The 18,155-nt window shown below is 42.1% G+C and carries 15 protein-coding genes; 12 read left to right on the top strand and 3 right to left on the bottom strand.

The annotated features are described in order from the left end of the window. The first annotated feature begins 14 nt into the window (after positions 1-14). From ilvC to nrdF, 12 genes are all read left to right on the top strand, one after another. The gene (gene ilvC / locus HMPREF0766_RS18775) at positions 15-1,496 is read left to right on the top strand and encodes a ketol-acid reductoisomerase (RefSeq protein WP_003000785.1); all 1,482 of its coding nucleotides are present in this window, start codon (positions 15-17) and stop codon (positions 1,494-1,496) included. 94 nt (positions 1,497-1,590) lie between these two features. Beyond that, entirely contained in the window at positions 1,591-2,988 is a 1,398-nt protein-coding gene (gene leuC, locus HMPREF0766_RS18780; RefSeq protein WP_003000789.1) for a 3-isopropylmalate dehydratase large subunit, read from the top strand. Positions 2,989-3,009: 21 nt separating this feature from the next. After that, positions 3,010-3,594: a 3-isopropylmalate dehydratase small subunit gene (leuD, locus tag HMPREF0766_RS18785; RefSeq protein WP_003000792.1), complete on the top strand. Its 585-nt coding sequence runs from the start codon at positions 3,010-3,012 to the stop codon at positions 3,592-3,594. Beyond that, positions 3,594-5,060 (top strand): ATP-binding cassette domain-containing protein, encoded by a 1,467-nt coding sequence (locus HMPREF0766_RS18790; RefSeq protein WP_003000796.1) that lies wholly within the window; start codon positions 3,594-3,596, stop codon positions 5,058-5,060. Before leuD ends, HMPREF0766_RS18790 begins: the two co-directional genes overlap by 1 nt. A 1-nt stretch (position 5,061) precedes the next feature. Then, positions 5,062-6,135, top strand: coding sequence for a 3-isopropylmalate dehydrogenase (gene leuB / locus HMPREF0766_RS18795; RefSeq protein ID WP_003000799.1), 1,074 nt, complete (start codon positions 5,062-5,064; stop codon positions 6,133-6,135). Between the two features lie 34 nt (positions 6,136-6,169). Continuing rightward, positions 6,170-7,336 carry a 2-isopropylmalate synthase gene (locus HMPREF0766_RS18800; protein WP_003000802.1) on the top strand — a complete coding sequence of 389 codons (1,167 nt, stop codon included), beginning with the start codon at positions 6,170-6,172 and terminating at the stop codon, positions 7,334-7,336. 63 nt (positions 7,337-7,399) lie between these two features. Beyond that, positions 7,400-8,719 carry a threonine ammonia-lyase IlvA gene (gene ilvA, locus HMPREF0766_RS18805; protein ID WP_003000806.1) on the top strand — a complete coding sequence of 440 codons (1,320 nt, stop codon included), beginning with the start codon at positions 7,400-7,402 and terminating at the stop codon, positions 8,717-8,719. A gap of 226 nt (positions 8,720-8,945) precedes the next feature. Continuing rightward, entirely contained in the window at positions 8,946-9,464 is a 519-nt protein-coding gene (locus tag HMPREF0766_RS18810) for a DUF2911 domain-containing protein (protein WP_003000810.1), read from the top strand. Between the two features lie 534 nt (positions 9,465-9,998). Further along, the gene (locus HMPREF0766_RS18815) at positions 9,999-10,232 is read left to right on the top strand and encodes a glutaredoxin family protein (protein WP_003000813.1); all 234 of its coding nucleotides are present in this window, start codon (positions 9,999-10,001) and stop codon (positions 10,230-10,232) included. A gap of 31 nt (positions 10,233-10,263) precedes the next feature. Further along, positions 10,264-10,671: a class Ib ribonucleoside-diphosphate reductase assembly flavoprotein NrdI gene (gene nrdI / locus HMPREF0766_RS18820; RefSeq protein WP_003000815.1), complete on the top strand. Its 408-nt coding sequence runs from the start codon at positions 10,264-10,266 to the stop codon at positions 10,669-10,671. Next, positions 10,631-12,736, top strand: coding sequence for a class 1b ribonucleoside-diphosphate reductase subunit alpha (gene nrdE / locus HMPREF0766_RS18825; protein WP_003000818.1), 2,106 nt, complete (start codon positions 10,631-10,633; stop codon positions 12,734-12,736). Before nrdI ends, nrdE begins: the two co-directional genes overlap by 41 nt. 86 nt (positions 12,737-12,822) lie before the next feature. Further along, complete coding sequence (gene nrdF / locus HMPREF0766_RS18830) at positions 12,823-13,809, top strand: class 1b ribonucleoside-diphosphate reductase subunit beta (RefSeq protein WP_003000821.1); 987 nt, start codon at positions 12,823-12,825, stop codon at positions 13,807-13,809. 78 nt (positions 13,810-13,887) lie between these two features. Here nrdF and hutG read toward each other — a convergent pair whose 3' ends face one another. The 3 genes from hutG to hutI are packed head-to-tail and all read right to left on the bottom strand — an operon-like array spanning position 13,888 to position 18,155. Continuing rightward, positions 13,888-14,871 carry a formimidoylglutamase gene (hutG, locus tag HMPREF0766_RS18835; RefSeq protein WP_003000824.1) on the bottom strand — a complete coding sequence of 328 codons (984 nt, stop codon included), beginning with the start codon at positions 14,869-14,871 and terminating at the stop codon, positions 13,888-13,890. 12 nt (positions 14,872-14,883) lie between these two features. Continuing rightward, positions 14,884-16,884, bottom strand: a complete 2,001-nt coding sequence (hutU, locus tag HMPREF0766_RS18840) for a urocanate hydratase (RefSeq protein WP_003000827.1) — start codon at positions 16,882-16,884, stop codon at positions 14,884-14,886. A gap of 11 nt (positions 16,885-16,895) precedes the next feature. Then, positions 16,896-18,155, bottom strand: coding sequence for an imidazolonepropionase (gene hutI, locus HMPREF0766_RS18845; protein ID WP_003000829.1), 1,260 nt, complete (start codon positions 18,153-18,155; stop codon positions 16,896-16,898).

Here is an 18,155-nt window from a genome sequence, read left to right on the forward strand (position 1 = left end):
AAAGAATTAAAACAATGGCAAATTATTTCAACACATTACCACTTAGAGAACAATTGAACCAATTGGGCGTAGCCGAATTCATGGACAGCACTGAATTCGCGGATGGTGTAGAAGCTTTAAAAGGTAAAAAATTGGTAATTGTGGGATGTGGTGCTCAAGGTTTAAACCAAGGGCTGAATCTGAGAGACAGCGGTTTAGATGTTTCTTACACCTTACGTAAAGAAGCAATTGAGCAAAAAAGAGACTCCTGGAAAAATGCGACGGACAATAACTTCACCGTAGGTACTTACGAAGAACTGATCCCTACAGCAGATGTTGTCATTAACCTTACACCGGACAAGCAGCATACCTCTGTCATCAATGCTGTAATGCCATTGATGAAACAAGGAGCAACATTATCTTATTCCCACGGTTTTAACATCGTAGAAGAAGGTATGCAGATCCGTAAAGACATCACGGTTATCATGGTCGCGCCTAAATGTCCGGGCTCTGAAGTACGCGCTGAGTACCTGAGAGGATTTGGTGTTCCTACATTAATCGCTGTTCACCCGGAAAATGATCCGCAGGGAAAAGGTCTGGCTGAAGCAAAAGCATACTGTGTAGGTACAGGAGGTCACCGTGCCGGAGTATTACGTTCTTCATTTGTGGCAGAAGTAAAATCTGACCTGATGGGTGAGCAAACTATTCTTTGTGGTTTGTTACAGACAGGTTCTATCCTTTCATTCGACAAAATGATCGAAAAAGGCATTGATGCAGGATACGCATCCAAACTGGTACAATACGGAGTAGAAGTCATTACAGAAGCCTTAAAACAAGGTGGTGTAACAGCGATGATGGACAGATTGAGCAACGTTGCCAAGATCAAAGCATTTGATATCGCTGAAGAGTTAAAAACAATCATGCGTCCGTTGTTCCAGAAACATCAGGATGATATCATGTCCGGAGAATTCAGCCGTGTCATGATGGAAGACTGGGCTAACAATGATAAAAACTTATTAGGATGGAGAGCAGCAACAGGTGAAACAGCATTCGAAAAAACACCTGCTGGAGATGTCAAAATCGGAGAACAGGAGTACTTTGACAATGCTGTATTTATGGTGGCATACATCAAAGCAGGTGTTGAACTGGCCTTTGAAACAATGGTAGAAGCCGGAATCAAACCTGAATCCGCATATTACGAATCTTTACACGAGACGCCTTTGATCGCTAATACAATTGCACGTAAAAAATTATTCGAGATGAACAGAGTAATCTCTGATACAGCAGAATATGGTTGTTATTTATTCGATCACGCTTGTAAACCTTTATTAGCTGATTTCATGAAGACAGTGAATACAGACATTATTGGCAAGAATTACAACGAAGGTAAAGATGGTGCGGTAGACAACAGAGAGCTGATCGCGGTGAACGAAGCAATCCGTACGCACCCTGTAGAAATCGTCGGTGCAGAGCTAAGAAAAGCAATGACTGCGATGAAAGCAATTAAAACTGTTTAAATTTTTGTAATTTAGACTATTAAATAAGGGGTGAAATTACAAAATTCGGATTTCACCCCTTATTAAATTGATAAAATTAAAGAGAGAACGAGAAATGTCAAAAACATTAGTAGAAAAGATTTGGGACGCACATGTCGTCAAGCGTGAAGAAGGATTTCCGGATATTCTATACATAGATACCCATTTAATCCATGAGGTTACCTCTCCTCAGGCTTTCGACGGCTTACGCAAAAGAGGTATTCCCGTCTTTAGGCCACAACAAACGGTAGCTACTGCCGACCACAATGTCCCTACACTCAATCAACATCTGCCTATACAGGAAGAATTATCTCGCTATCAGGTAGATATGTTATCCAAAAATTGTGCAGAATTTGGAATACAGCTTTACGGACTGGGACACCCTTTCCAGGGAATCGTCCATGTGATCGGACCGGAACTCGGTATTACACTTCCGGGCAAGACAATGGTTTGTGGAGATAGTCACACCTCGACACACGGAGCTTTCGGAGCGATTGCATTTGGTATAGGAACTTCTCAGGTCGAGCAGGTATTTGCAACACAGTGTCTGTTACAGCAAAAACCTAAAACGATGAAAATCGAGGTGAACGGAACTTTGCAAAACGGAGTGGGTGCAAAAGATATCATCCTGTACATCATTTCCAAGATCTCTGCTGCAGGTGGAACAGGTTACTTTATCGAGTATGCCGGTTCTGCAATCCGTGCATTAAGCATGGAAGCACGCATGACCATCTGTAACATGAGTATAGAAATGGGAGCACGTGGCGGACTTATCGCGCCAGACCAGACTACTTTTGATTATATTAAAGGTCGTGAATTTGCCCCTAAAGGAGAAGAATGGGACAAATCATTAGCCTACTGGCAGACCTTATACAGCGATGAAGATGCACAGTTCGACAGCGTGTTGACCTTCAAAGCAGAAGATATTGCCCCTATGATTACCTATGGTACAAATCCGGGTATGGGTATGGGTATCCGCGAAAGCATTCCTCCTACTACAGCACAGCCGGAGACAGAACAGCCTTCGTACAAAAAAGCGCTGGAATATATGGGATTTGCAGATGATGCTCCGGTATTAGGCAAACCCGTAGACTATGTATTTATCGGAAGCTGTACCAATTCCCGTATAGAAGACTTGCGCGAAGTAGCGTCATTTGTAAAAGGAAAACAAAAAGCACAAGGTGTAGAAGTGTGGATCGTACCAGGCTCAAAACAAGTAGAAAAACAAGCCATCGAAGAAGGTTTGGATAAAATTTTTGAAGCTGCAGGTTTCCAGTTGCGTGAACCCGGATGCAGTGCCTGTCTGGGTATGAATGAAGATAAAATTCCTGCCGGAAAATACTGCGTATCTACCTCCAACCGTAATTTCGAAGGTCGTCAGGGACCTAATGCCCGCACCATGCTCGTATCCCCTCTTACAGCAGCAGCAGCAGCAGTAACAGGAAAAATAAGTGATGTCCGGGAATTAATTTAAGGCTGGAAAATTAAAAAACAGATGAAAAAATTTGAAAAACTAAATTCAACGGTAGTTCCTCTGCCTATTGAAAATATCGATACAGACCAGATCATCCCTGCCCGTTTTTTGAAAGCAACGACCAGAGAAGGATTTGGAAACAACCTATTCCGCGACTGGAGATTCGACAGCAATAATCAGCCAAAAGCAGATTTTGTGATGAACAATCCGACTTATAAAGGAAAAATATTAGTTGCAGGCAAAAACTTCGGATGCGGTTCCAGCCGTGAACACGCAGCATGGGCTATACAAGATTATGGGTTTGATGTTGTCATCAGTTCATTCTTTGCTGATATCTTCAAGGGAAATGCGCTAAACAATGGTGTACTGCCGATTCAGGTATCCGATGAGTTTCTGGAAACAATTTTTGAAACAGTAACCAAAAATCCGGATACAGAAGTCATTGTAGATCTGGAAAATCAGACCGTCACATTAGTAGAAAACGGAGCACAGACTTCTTTTGAAATTAATCCCTACAAAAAATCTTGTCTGATCAACGGTTACGATGATATTGACTTTATTCTTAACCAAAAAGAGTTGATCGAAAAATACGAATTATCAAAATAATGATGTCAAATCCTGTCGTCCATATTGCCAATTTAACTGTCCAATACCCCAATCAATCGGTATTGCAGAGTTTGAATTGGCAAATTGAACAGGGCGAAAATTGGTTAATAGGAGGTAAAAGCGGATCCGGTAAGACAACCTTAGCATTAGCTATTGCTGATCAGGTACAATTCAGCGGAAATGTCGACATTCATTTTGACAGTACCAGTCCCCTACCCTCAAAAACACTTTACGTCTCTAACTGGTACCAGTTTACCAATCTCGAAGGAGACCGTAATTTTTATTATCAGCAACGATATAACAAACATCAGGGCAACGATACACTGACCGTATATGCCGAATTTATGCATTACGGAAAACAGGAAAATCTGAATCCTGAAGACCTGGAGGTTTACCTCCGCAAATTTGGTTTTCAAAACCAGAAAAACACACAATTAATCGAATTATCCAGTGGAGAACACAAAAAACTCCAATTGATAAAAGCACTGTGGCTGCAACCGCAGATATTGATTATAGATCAGCCTTATACTGGTCTGGACAAACAGTCCCGTCATGAACTGAATAATGTATTCAATCAGCTGGCTTCTGAGGGAGTTACACTAATTTTGATCTCAAACGATGAAGAACATCCGGACTGTATCAATCGTTTTGCTGAAATACAAGAAGGACAGCTAAACATACGAAACAGCGCTTCAGAAATCTCCAGAGAAGCTGAACGTATCAGCAAACCGCTGCCAGGATTTCTGCAACAACCACCTAAAGTCACATCAGACATTATGGTAAGCATGCACAATGTGACCATCCGGTACGATGAAAAAGAAGTTCTCAAAAATATTGATTGGGAAGTCCGCGCCGGAGAAAAATGGCTGTTGCAGGGACATAACGGATCCGGAAAATCAACACTGCTCAGCCTGATCAATGGTGACCACCCGCAGGCTTATGCGAATGATATCACCCTCTTTGGTAAAAAAAGAGGTTCAGGTGAAAGCATCTGGGAAATTAAAGAACACTTAGGAATTATCTCTCCGGAGATGCACTGGTACTTTGACGCTACTGCAAAAGTATGGCAGAGCATCGCATCCGGATTTTTCGATAGCGTAGGGTTATTTCGGGATCTGAGCTTTGAAAAACAAAGAAAAGTAGATGAGATATTGGCATTTTTTGATTTAAAAGAATACAAAAATCAGCTGCTGTCTACACTCCCTTTAGGCAAACAACGGTTAGTGCTGCTGGCACGAACCATTATCAAGAATCCCGAATTACTGATTCTGGATGAACCTTGTCAGGGCCTGGATTACGAACAGACCAAGCAATTCAATGCAATTGTAGATGAACTCTGTTCACACGGCAATACTCTGATCTATGTGGGGCATTTTGAGACACAACTGCCGTCCTGTATTGACAACAGAATAATTTTAGAAAACGGAAAAGTAAAAGCTGTAGAAACAGCATTAGAAAACGCATAACATGAAAAAAAATATATTGATTATCCCTGGAGACGGGATTGGTCAGGAGGTTACGACCTGGGGTAAGAAAGCATTAGAGAAAGTTGCGACAAAGTATGGACACGATTTCATCTTTGATGAAGCCATTATGGGACATACAGCAATTGAAGCAACAGGCGATCCGCTTCCGGCAGAAACACTGGAAAAGGCAAAATCCAGTGATGCTATTCTTTTCGGAGCCATCGGTCATGCTAAATACGATAATGATCCTTCAGCAAAAGTACGTCCGGAACAAGGCCTTTTAAAGATCCGGAAAGAATTGGGCCTGTATGCCAATCTACGCCCTATTCTTCTGTTTGACGAACTATTAGACGCTTCCAGTCTGAAACCTGAAGTATTACGCGGAACAGATATTCTGTTTTTCAGAGAATTGACAGGAGATGTGTATTTTGGAGAGAAAAAAAGAAACGAAGACAATACATTCGCTTCCGATCTGATGAATTACCATCGCTACGAAGTAGAACGTATAGCACGTAAAGCGTACGAAGCAGCTCGTACCCGTAGCAAAAAGTTGTGTTCAGTAGATAAAGCCAACGTATTGGAAACCTCCCGCCTGTGGAGAGAAGTCGTACAGGAGCTGGCAAAAGAATATTCGGACGTAGAGACCGAGCATATGTTTATCGATAATGCAGCCATGCAACTTGTCAAAAATCCTAAAAAATTTGATGTTGTACTTACAGCTAATCTTTTCGGAGATATCCTGACAGATGAAGCTTCTCAAATCGCAGGATCAATGGGCATGCTGGCATCTGCTTCTGTAGGAGACGGTACAGGCTTCTTCGAACCTATACACGGCTCAGCGCACGACATTGCCGGACAAAACAAAGCGAATCCGCTTGCTTCTATTCTGTCTGCAGCACTCATGCTAGACATCAGTTTTGGTCTTCATACAGAAGCGAAAGAGCTGACACAGGCTGTAGCTGACACCCTCAAAGCGGGATGGAGAACAGGAGATATTGCAAATGCTTCCACACCTGCAGAACAAGTGTTAGGCACAAAAGAAATGGGTGCCAGGGTATTAGAGTTTATTAAATAGAATTAATCAAGGTCAAACATAAAAACTTAAAAGTATGTTACACGATCCAAATCACTTATACATTTTCGATACGACTCTTCGCGATGGCGAACAGGTACCGGGATGTCAGTTAACGACACCTGAAAAGATTGAAATTGCCAAAGATTTGGAAAAATTAGGCGTCGATGTTATCGAAGCCGGTTTTCCAGTATCCAGTCCCGGTGATTTTCAATCCGTAGTCGAGTTGTCAAAAGCGGTAAACGATGTCATTATATGTGCACTGACCCGTGCCAATAAAAATGATATCGATGTGGCTGCTGAAGCACTGAAATTTGCAAAAAGACCCCGTATTCATACCGGTATCGGTTCATCAGATCTGCATATCCAATATAAATTCAACAGCACACGTGAAGAAATTCTGGAGCGTGCTGTGTCTGCAGTCAAACATGCCAAATCCTACGTAGAAGACGTAGAATTCTATGCAGAAGATGCAGGACGTGCAGACCTGGAATACCTTGCAAAAATGGTAGAAGCCGTGATTGCAGCAGGTGCTACAGTAGTTAATATTCCGGATACAAACGGATATTGCCTGCCCGATCAATATGGAGCCAAAATCAAATTCTTAAAAGAAAATGTAAAGAATATTGATCAGGCTATTATTTCTGCACATTGCCACAACGATTTAGGGCTCGCTACAGCCAATTCTATCGCAGCCGTACAAAATGGTGCCCGTCAGGTAGAATGTACCATCAACGGTATAGGTGAACGTGCCGGAAATACTTCTCTGGAAGAGGTAGCCATGATACTGAAAGTACACAATCAGGTGTTTGGAGGCCTGACTTCCAACATCAATAGCCAGATGTTTACCTACATCAGCAGAAAGGTCAGTGAAATGATGAACATGCCTGTACAGCCAAATAAAGCTATCGTAGGGCGTAATGCATTTGCACACAGTTCAGGTATTCACCAGGACGGATTCCTCAAACACAGAGAAACATATGAGATTATCCGTCCCGAAGATGTAGGCTTGTTAGAAGCAGACATTATCCTCACGGCACGTTCAGGTCGTCACGCCTTGAAACACCATCTGGAACGCCTTGGTTATCAACTGGAAAAAGAAGAATTAGCACTTACTTACCAACGTTTCTTAGTACTGGCTGATGCAAAAAAAGACATTTGTGACGAAGATTTAGTCACCTTAGTCACTTCAAGACAAGGTTAAAAGAGCATAATCGTCATTGTGCATTAGATCCGGTAATCCATTAAAGAACAGAAACCGGACAGCATGCACAATGGCGGTAATTTTACAGCCCTCAACCTTGACTTTTATTTTTCACTTTTCACCTACAAAATGAGTTTCGATCTATCAACCCTAAACATAAACTCAGAACAGACGTTAGAACAGATCAAAGATGTGGTTAACAGAACCCCATTGCAATACAATCAACATCTTTCTGAGAAATATCAAGCCGAAGTCTATTTAAAACGTGAAGATCTCCAGATCGTCCGTTCCTACAAATTGCGTGGTGCTTACAATAAGATCGTCAACCTTTCGGAAGACGAAAGAAACCGCGGTGTCGTATGTGCAAGTGCCGGCAATCATGCACAAGGCGTCGCTTTCTCCTGTCGAAAACTCAATATCAAAGGCGTAATATTCATGCCCGGCCCAACTCCCAAGCAGAAAATATCACAAACTGAAATGTGGGGAAATGGCAATGTAGAGATCGTGTTGACGGGAGATACCTTTGATGATTGTCAAAAATCAGCATTGACCTATGCAGAGGAACATGGCATGACCTTTATTCCGCCTTTTGATGATCTCAAGGTAATAGAAGGACAAGGTACCGTAGCAGTAGAAGTGCTTCAGGATCTTCCGGATCTGGATGTTGTATTTATTCCTATAGGTGGAGGCGGGCTTGCAGCAGGTGTGAGCCACTACCTCAAAGGAAAGAACAATGCGATCAAATGCTTTGGGATTGAGCCTGAAGGAGCTCCTTCTATGCAAGCTGCATTAAGCGCCGGAGAGCCGGTGGAACTGGGGCAGATCAACAAATTCGTTGATGGAGCCGCAGTCAAAAAAATTGGAGCTACAACCTTCGAAATAGCCCGTCAGCTACTTGATCATACCCGCTCTATACCGGAAGGAAAAATCTGTACCTGTATACTTGAACTTTACAATAAAGACGCTATTGTAGTAGAACCAGCAGGAGCCCTTTCTGTGGCAGCATTAGAATTTCATAAAGAAGAAATAAAAGGCAAAAAAGTAGTCTGCATTATTTCAGGAGGGAATAATGATATTGACAGGATGAGTGAAATCAAAGAACTGTCCCTGCTCTATGAAGGATACAAACACTACTTTATTGTCAGATTCCCCCAACGCCCCGGAGCATTGAAACTCTTCGTATCTGAAGTTTTAGGTCCGAAGGATGATATTACCCGTTTCGAGTTTATTAAGAAAACCGAACGCGAAAGGGGGCCTGCTCTGGTCGGTATAGAACTCAATAAGCCCGAAGATTATCAGTCGCTTATTGACCGGATGAAAGAATATAAGTTTGATGTTATAGAAGTCAATAAAGACCAGACATTATTCGAATATCTGGTCTGAACAACGACAGACATTTCACTAAATAAAACAAGGAAGCCCGGCAATATGCCGGGCTTCCTTGTTTTATTTAGCTTGTTATTTTTTGTACATAATTACATGCTGATACGCTGATTGAACAAAACTAAATATTACAGCATTATGTCTCTTTTCGTATACAAAAATTTAATGCTCTGATCTTAAAAATATTTTCTTAACTTCAACCTATCAAACTGTATATTAGAACACTATGAAAACACAAGCAATCTTATTATTCTTCGTATTACTCAGTGCGACAGCATTCGGGCAGACAGACAAGAGCAAACGTCCGAGTCCTCCGGACAGTGTCAGAATCACGACAGACGACGGCGTTACAATAGCTGTTAATTACAGTCGGCCTTCGCTGAAAGGTCGTCAGATAGGTGTTGATGTAGCACCCATAGGCAAAGTATGGCGTACAGGAGCTAACGAAGCCACCACATTCGAAATCAATAAAGATGTATCCATAGAAGGCCAGGAACTTCCTGCCGGAAAATACAGTCTTTACAGCATTCCCGGAGAACAACAGATCACACTGATCTTTAACAAAACCTGGAATCAGTGGGGTACTAAATATGAACAGAGCGAAGATGCGCTGCGCGTAGATGTGACGCCTACTGCAGCAGACACCGCACAGGAACAGTTTAAAATCAGCGCAGATAAATCCGGAAAAGTACAGTTAATCTGGGGCGAACATGCAGTTCCGTTTACGGTAAAAGCCGTCAAATAATCTGACTTGCCTCATAAAAATAACAGACAAAAAATCTTAATGGATTTTTTGTCTGTTACTCTTTACTTCTCTTCCATACTTCTCTTCCTCACACGTCGGAAAACTTTTCAGATCGCCTGTAAAAATTATCAAAAAAGTACTTTTCTGAATAAAAGTATTGCAAATCTCATCTTAAATTTAGTATTCAAAAAAAACAGCAAAAAACCGAATTTTAACTGCGTTTTTTTGTCTATATTTTGTCATCAATTTTTACAAGTTTTACCTGTAGAAATTACTCCACAAAATTAATTTTAAAGTTATCCACATTCTATATATATACTGAAAAACAAACGGTTACTACAAAAAACAAACACAGGAACGCAGTTTATACAGTTTGTTTTGATCTAGTGTGGAAAAGTATCATTACCCCTCCTATTTAAAATAGTTGATATTTGTTCAGGTCAAGAGGAAATACCCTCCTGGCTATACGTTTTCATCATCTTCAGACACTAACTTATCACCTGAAGTGAAGGTCTGGCTTTTAACTTTAATATCATGGCAAGAATCATCAAATTTGAAAAAAATGACTGTGCACCATGTGCACAAGTATCGGCATACCTCGATCAGAAAGGTATTCAGTACGAGACTATCAATCCTTTTGATCAGCCTGAGTTAGCTGTCAAGTTTAAAGTTCGTACCGTTCCTACCGTCATCGTATTGGAAGACGAAGAGATCAAAAGCCGTATCATTGGATTTAAGCCGGAAGAATTAGCGTCTATTGCACAGTAAATAGCAGGTATCATCTAAACCACATACTGCTATGATACACATCTACTACGACTCTAAAACCGGCAATGTACAACGTTTTATGGACAAGCTGACCCAGATCACCGGTTGGCACGGACATAAGATCACAGAAGATCTGGAAGTAACAGAACCCGGTCATCTGGTCACGTTTACCACCAATTTCGGACAAGTCCCGGAGCAGACGCTGTTGTTTATGAAAAGAGCATCTGCAATGATCAACTCCGTTACATCTAGCGGAAACCGCAATTGGGGTAGAAATTTCGGTCTTGCAGCAGACAAAATAGCTGCAGACTTTGACATCCCTCTGGCATTCAAATTTGAATTGTCAGGAACGATGGAAGATATTAATCAATTTATTGACATCATAAAGAATCATAACTATGATAGCGAACGAGGTAGCAAAAAGCTGGATATTGCTTAATAATGAAATCATGATCAAACATGATGACGAGTATAGCTTACACAAAGACAAAGAAGCTGTACGCGCCTATTTCTTGGAATATGTAAACAAGAATACGGTATTCTTCTATACATTGAAAGAGAAGATTGATTATCTGATTGAACAGAATTACTACATCAATTTTTACGAATGGTTCACATTCGAACAAATGGAAGAGGTGTTTAATTTTGTATATGCTAAGAAATTCCGCTTTCAATCCTTCATGAGTGCATTCAAATTCTTTCAGAGTTATGCACTGCGTGATGATTCAGGTGAAAAATTCCTGGAGCGTTACGAAGACCGCGTAGTGGCGGTAGCGCTATTCTTAGCACGTGAAGAAGGTGTCGCTAAAGCGATCGAATATGCCGAGATATTTATCAATCAGGAATATCAACCTGCTACCCCGACTTTCCTGAATGCCGGTAAAAAACGTTCCGGAGAGCTGGTATCCTGTTTCCTTGATGAAATCGGTGACAACCTTAACGGTATCGGTTATGCTGTAGATTCTGCAATGAAATTATCATCAATCGGTGGTGGTGTCTCTTTCAATATTTCCAAAATCCGTGCTCGTGGTGAAGCGATCAAAGGTGTGGAAGGAAGAGCAGGAGGTGTACTTCCGATCATGAAGATCATGGAAGACACGTTCTCATACGCCAACCAGTTAGGACAACGTCCTGGTGCCGGAGCCGTATACCTGAATATCTTCCACTCGGATATTGAAGAGTTTCTGGATTGTAAAAAGATCAACGTTGACGAAAAAGTACGTATCAAATCGCTGTCTATCGGTATCATCGTTCCTGATAAATTCATGGAACTGGCTGAAAAAGACGAAGCAGCTTACCTGATCTATCCGCATACCGTAATGCAGGAATATGGTCAGTATCTGGACGAATTAGATATGGATCTGATGTACGAGGAACTGATTACCAATCCAAACATCAAGAAGAAAAAAATCAATGCACGCCACCTACTGGTGAAGATTGCACAAACGCAAAAAGAATCAGGATACCCATATATCTTCTTCAAGGAAAATGCAAATCGTGAGCATGCCCTGAACGGATTGGGTAAAGTGAAATTTTCTAACCTGTGTACAGAGATCATGCAGGTATCAGAAGTTTCAGACATTAACATCTACGGTAAAGAAGATACCATTCGTTATGGTATCTCCTGTAATCTGGGTTCGCTGAACATAGCAACCGTAATGGACAACAAACGCATCAAAGAAACCGTTAAGACAGCCATGCGTGCCCTTACAGTAGTTTCTGATGTAACAGATATCGAAATGGTTCCATCCATTGCCAAAGCAAACCGCGAGCTACATTCCGTAGGCCTGGGAGCAATGAATCTGCACGGATTCTTAGCAAAAAGCTTTATCATGTACGAATCAGACGAAGCATTAGATTTTGCCAATACGTTCTTTATGATGATGAACTACTACTCTTTGGAAGCTTCTATGGAAATTGCCAAAGAACGTCAGAGAACATTTGTAGGATGTGAAAAATCAGCATATGCAGACGGTACTTATTTCGACAAATACCTGAACAGAGACTATATGCCTAAATCGGACAAAGTCAAAGAACTGTTCGAAGGTATGCATATCCCTACTATTGAAGATTGGGCACAACTGAAAGAACAGGTCAAAGAACATGGTGTATACCACGCTTACCGTCTGGCAATCGCACCGAACCAGTCTACATCATATATCATGAACGCAACTGCATCAGTAATGCCGATTGTAGATATTATTGAAGTACGTGAGTACGGAGACAGTACAACCTACTATCCGATGCCATACCTGACAAACGATAACTACTTCTATTTCAAATCGGCATACGATATGGACCAGATGAAAGTATTGCGTCTGATCTCAGTTATCCAGCGTCACATTGATCAGGGAGTGTCTACTATCCTCCACACGAACTCGAAAGATTCGACACGTGATCTGGCAAAATATTATATCTATGCACATAAATTAGGGTTGAAATCCCTTTATTATACACGTACACGCAAATCTACTATCGATGAGTGTGTATCTTGTTCAGCATAAAAGTTTAAAAAGTACTTAACTCATACAGAAGCTGAATATCAACGACACCAGTCGTTAGTATTCGGCTTCTTTTAACGAATACCACCATGAACAGAAAAATTAGAGCGGTAAACTGGAATACCCCGGACAATGATTATGCATTAATGTTCTGGGAGCAGAATATAAAACAGTTCTGGATCGATACCGAATACATTCCTTCAAAAGATATTGACAGCTGGAAAGGTCTGAGCTGGGATATGAAAGAATGTTACAAAAAAGCATTAGGCGGACTGACATTGTTAGATACATTACAGAGCCACACCGGAATGCCGAAGATCATTGATCATATCGATTCTCTTCAGAATAAAGCTGTATTGTCTTATATGTGTATGATGGAAGCGATCCACGCCAAATCATATTCTACTATTTTCACGACCGTATCTACGACCAATGAGATCAATGACGTATTCGGATGGGTAGAGCAGAATAAGCACCTGCAGTTTAAAGCGCAGACAATCGACAAATATTACCGTTCTATTGATAAAGAAGATCCTACAGACGAAGAATTGTTCATGGCCTTGGGAGCGTCCGTATTACTGGAATCATTCCTGTTCTATTCCGGTTTCTTCCTGCCGCTTTGGTTATGTGGACAAGGTCAGATGGTAGCTTCAGCAGATATTATCAAGAAAATCATTGCAGATGAATCTATCCACGGTGTATTCGTTGGATTAATTGCACAGGATATTTTCAGACGTATTCCAAATAAAGAAGAAGTTAAAGCCCGTTTCCTTACCCTATTGAATGAGCTTTATGAAAACGAATTGAAATACACAGAAGAGATCTACACTGTTGTAGGATTAACAGCAGAAGTGAAAGAATATGTACGTTACAACGGTAACAAAGCATTGATGAACTTAGGTTTCGATCCTATTTTTGAGGTAAAACAAGTCAACCCGATCGTGCTGAATGGTTTGAATACAGAGACGACACAGCATGACTTCTTCTCTAAAAAATCAACGAACTACGAGAAAGCAACTGAAATCGTACACTTGATGAATGAAGATTTCCAAATGGATGCAACAGTAAATGTATAACCATTTACATAACATTATAATAGAAAAAGCCACTACATGTAGTGGCTTTTTCTATTATTATAAAGTCTTACTTTTTGCTTACCCCGATACAGATTTAAAAATCAGATCAGCTGCCAGTTTCGCCGTCCTGTTATCCACATCAAAGACAGGATTAAGTTCAGCAATATCATATGATCTTAATTTCCCGCTGTTCAGAATAGTATGTAACAGCTTAAAAAAGTGCTGATCCGGTAAAATTCCACAAAAAGCAGCAGCACTTACTCCAGGAGCGTACGCTGCAGCAAATACATCCAGATCAATCGTCATATAAATACAGTCTACTTCTGCAATAAACTGTTCCAACTGAACAAGTATATGTTCCTGCCGGAGCGGGTTACCCAACTCTTCCGCAGTAATATAAGTTGCGCCAAAATCATGTGCTGTATCAAACAAAACCTTTGTATTGCTGATTTTCTGTATACCAAGCGCCAGATAGTGTAGCTGTTTACTTTGTTTGTGTAAATCTTCAGCTATCTGAAAGAAGCCCGTACCTGAAGTAGCTACCCCATCTACAGGTTTACGCAAATCAAAATGTGCATCAAAGTTAATAATACCGATTTCCTGCAATTCTCCTAAAGATTGATATACAGCCTGAAAATGTCCGTATGTGACTTCATGTCCGCCTCCCAGTACAATCGGAAAACCACCGAGTTCCAAAACCTTCCGGATCACTAAACTGAGCTGTCGCTGAGCCTGTTCCAGATGACCTTCTGTACACAGAATATCTCCCCCATCGTACACGATCACATCTGCATCGTGATGTACAGGAAGATTACGCAGCACCTCGCGTATAGATTTTGGTCCCTGCACAGCACCTACCCTGCCCGAATTACGTCTTACCCCTTCATCACTACAAAATCCCAGCAAGACATAACTTCCGGGTAACAGTGTTCCTACATCCGAAAGATCAATACATTGAACAACCTGATGCCAACGCAGAGAAGCACTGTCAGTGCCATCAGTCCTTCCCTGCCACAAAAGAGGATTCCCCGGATGGTAATCTTCAATCTGTAAATGCCCCATATTTCCTGTCCTTTAGAATAAGTGATCAATAATAGCATCATCAACCAGTGAAGCCCGCGTAACCTGCAACTGTCTGGAACGTTGCAATTCACGTTCTATAGCCGATATAGCTTCCGGATTGCGAGCCCACGCACGTCTGGCGATACCGTTATTTACATCAAAAAATAACATCTGTACTAATTTTTCATCAGCTTCAGAAGTTCCGTCAAGAACCATTCCGAATCCGCCATTGATCACTTCTCCCCAGCCAACACCACCACCATTGTGAATAGAAACCCAGCTTGCTCCGCGGAAACTATCTCCAATCACATTATGTATAGCCATATCAGCGGTAAATTTACTGCCATCATAGATATTGCTCGTCTCTCTGTAAGGAGAATCCGTACCACTAACATCATGATGATCCCGACCCAGAACTACCGGAGCAGACAATCGTCCGGTTCTCACGGCTTCATTAAATTTCTGAGCAATTCGGATCCTTCCTTCCGCATCTGCGTACAATATGCGGGCCTGAGAACCTACAACAAGCCTATTAGCCTGTGCGGCCTTAATCCACTGAATATTATCTTCCAGTTGTTGCACGATCTCCTGAGGAGCATCGGCCTGCAATTCAAGCATCACTTCGAGTGCCAGTTGATCCGTCAATTGAAGATCAGCTTCAAGCCCCGAGGTACACACCCATCTGAATGGCCCAAAGCCATAATCAAAACACATGGGCCCTAAAATATCCTGTACATACGACGAATACCTGAAATCCGTACCATTCACGGCAAACACATCTGCACCTGCCCGACCGGATTCCAGAAGAAAGGCATTTCCATAATCAAAGAAATACGTTCCTCTGGCCGTATGCTTATTGATCGCTTCCACATGTCTTACCAATGTTTCTTTTACCTTCTGCTTAAACAACTCCGGCTCTTCTGCAATCATGCGGTTTGCTTCTTCAAACCCCAGCCCTACCGGGTAATAACCTCCAGACCAGGGATTATGCAGTGAAGTCTGATCGCTACCCACCGTCACAAAAATCTCTTCTTCATAAAACCGTTCCCAAAGATCCACCACATTACCAATATAAGCCAGTGAAACGACTTCCTGTTGGGCTATTGCCGACTTTAATCGTACGACAAGTTTATCAATATCCTCGAATAATTCATCCACCCAGCCCTGTTTATGTCGCTTATGAGCGGCATCCGGATTGACCTCTGCACATACTGTAATACAACGGGCAATATTTCCGGCCTTTGGCTGTGCACCACTCATTCCTCCCAGACCAGATGTCAGAAAAACTTTTCCTTTCGTATCTTCCCCAGCTTTCAGCTTTTTACGCAATGCATTCATTACTGTAATCGTCGTGCCGTGCACAATACCCTGCGGACCGATATACATATAAGATCCTGCTGTCATCTGGCCGTATTGCGTTACTCCTAAAGCATTATAACGTTCCCAATCGTCCGGTTTAGAATAATTCGGTATCATCATACCATTCGTCACGATGACACGCGGAGCAAAAGCCGACGAAGGAAACAAACCCATCGGATGTCCGCTATACATATGCAGAGTCTGGTTATCTTCCATATTCGCCAGATATTGCATTGTAAGTCTGTATTGTGCCCAGTTCTGAAACACAGCACCGTTACCCCCGTACGTAATCAGTTCCTCGGGATGCTGTGCCACGGCAGGATCCAGATTATTCTGAATCATCAGCATAATAGCTGCCGCATGACGGCTTTTTGCAGGATACTCCGTTACAGGCCTTGCATAAAGGTCATATGAAGGCATAAAACGATACATATAGATACGTCCGTACTGTTCAAGTTCTTCCAAAAACTCCTTCCCCAGTACAGCGTGCCATTCTTTTGGAAAATAGCGCAGTGCATTCCGCAAAGCGAGTTTCTTCTCTTCCCTATCCAATATATCCTTACGCTTGGGCGCATGGCTCACTTTACTATCTCTGCTTCTTTCTACCGGCAATTCCGCTGGAATACCCTGTAAGATCTCTTCCTGAAATGTCATCTCTTTAGGTTTTAATTATGATCAAAAACAACTGCTCCGTCTATCCATACCTGTGCAGGCGCCAGCAGGCCCTGATGATAGGTAATCTCTTTAATGCTATCCGTAGGGAACAACACAAAATCAGCCTTCGCACCTTTGGACAATAAGCCCCGATCGGACAATCCCAAAGCCGCAGCAGCCCTGTATGTTACACCGGCAAATACCTCTGCATTGCTCAGTTTTTCAAAACAAGCCAGTACAGATGCCTGCGTCAGCAAATGCCCCATTGGAGCCGAACCCGGATTCCAGTCTGTGGCAATAGCCAGACTGGCGCCTGCATCCAGCAATCTTCTTGCCGGTGTAAAGGCACATCCTATACCCATAGATGCTCCCGGCAAAGCAACAGGAATAACATCTGAAGCAGCCAGCAACTCTATTTCGGCAGATCCCGAACTCTCCAGATGATCTGCACTTCTGGCAGCAAATGACACAGCAACTTCACTTCCGGAAGTACTGAACTGATCTGCATGTACCGTGATATCAAACCCCAACGCCCGGGCAGCCTCAAAATACGGCTTGATCTGTTCCTTAGAGAAAGCACTTTTCTCCACAAATGCATCAATACGGTTGCTCAGTTGCTCTTCCTTAAGAACAGGGAATAACTCTTTTACAAGTATCTCTAAATATGCTTCATGACTCCCTTCAAAGTCCTTTGGTAAAGTATGTGCAGCCAGACAGGTAGAAATCAGCTTCGCTTTGCAGGTTTTAGCAGCCAGTTTGATGGCACGTAAAATTTTAAGCTCTTCTTCGACATTCAGACCATATCCGCTCTTCACCTCAATGGTCGTTATACCCTGACGAATCAGTGCTGCCGCCCGTTCCAGAATAAGATGTACTAAATCATCAGTTGTAGCAGCACGGGTATCTTTGACCGTACTCCAGATACCACCTCCGCTCTCTGCAATTTCCAGATAAGAACTTCCTGCATTACGCAGGGCGAAATCGTTGGCCCGCGTACCGGCAAATGCGATATGTGTATGCACATCGATCATTCCTGGGATCACGACAGTATCTTCTTCTACAAGCGTAAGCTGCAAATCCGGATATGACGATTCGGACCGTAACAATTCAAAATCAGCAATACGTTCTATCCGGTCTCCTTTGATAAGAATACCGGCATTTTTCTCAATATGAAGTTGCTGATCCTGCAGAGCGCCCTTTAACGGCAAATCAGTCATTGTCAGCACTTCCCTGAAAGGCCCTGTAAGGCGATATTGATTTTCGTTGTTCAT

Origin of the sequence: Sphingobacterium spiritivorum ATCC 33861 (assembly GCF_000143765.1) — a bacterium.
GTDB lineage: Bacteria > Bacteroidota > Bacteroidia > Sphingobacteriales > Sphingobacteriaceae > Sphingobacterium > Sphingobacterium spiritivorum.

Bases quoted from the DNA above. Each gene is read 5' to 3' on its own strand.
- HMPREF0766_RS18815 (WP_003000813.1), top strand. From the start codon at position 9,999: ATGGCAAGAATCATCAAATTTGAAAAAAATGACTGTGCACCATGTGCA.
- ilvA (WP_003000806.1), top strand. From the start codon at position 7,400: ATGCACAATGGCGGTAATTTTACAGCCCTCAACCTTGACTTTTATTTT.
- nrdF (WP_003000821.1), top strand. From the start codon at position 12,823: ATGAACAGAAAAATTAGAGCGGTAAACTGGAATACCCCGGACAATGAT.
- hutI (WP_003000829.1), bottom strand. From the start codon at position 18,155: ATGAACAACGAAAATCAATATCGCCTTACAGGGCCTTTCAGGGAAGTG.
- HMPREF0766_RS18800 (WP_003000802.1), top strand. From the start codon at position 6,170: ATGTTACACGATCCAAATCACTTATACATTTTCGATACGACTCTTCGC.
- hutU (WP_003000827.1), bottom strand. From the start codon at position 16,884: ATGACATTTCAGGAAGAGATCTTACAGGGTATTCCAGCGGAATTGCCG.
- nrdI (WP_003000815.1), top strand. From the start codon at position 10,264: ATGATACACATCTACTACGACTCTAAAACCGGCAATGTACAACGTTTT.
- leuC (WP_003000789.1), top strand. From the start codon at position 1,591: ATGTCAAAAACATTAGTAGAAAAGATTTGGGACGCACATGTCGTCAAG.
- hutG (WP_003000824.1), bottom strand. From the start codon at position 14,871: ATGGGGCATTTACAGATTGAAGATTACCATCCGGGGAATCCTCTTTTG.
- HMPREF0766_RS18790 (WP_003000796.1), top strand. From the start codon at position 3,594: ATGATGTCAAATCCTGTCGTCCATATTGCCAATTTAACTGTCCAATAC.
- nrdE (WP_003000818.1), top strand. From the start codon at position 10,631: ATGATAGCGAACGAGGTAGCAAAAAGCTGGATATTGCTTAATAATGAA.
- leuB (WP_003000799.1), top strand. From the start codon at position 5,062: ATGAAAAAAAATATATTGATTATCCCTGGAGACGGGATTGGTCAGGAG.
- ilvC (WP_003000785.1), top strand. From the start codon at position 15: ATGGCAAATTATTTCAACACATTACCACTTAGAGAACAATTGAACCAA.
- HMPREF0766_RS18810 (WP_003000810.1), top strand. From the start codon at position 8,946: ATGAAAACACAAGCAATCTTATTATTCTTCGTATTACTCAGTGCGACA.
- leuD (WP_003000792.1), top strand. From the start codon at position 3,010: ATGAAAAAATTTGAAAAACTAAATTCAACGGTAGTTCCTCTGCCTATT.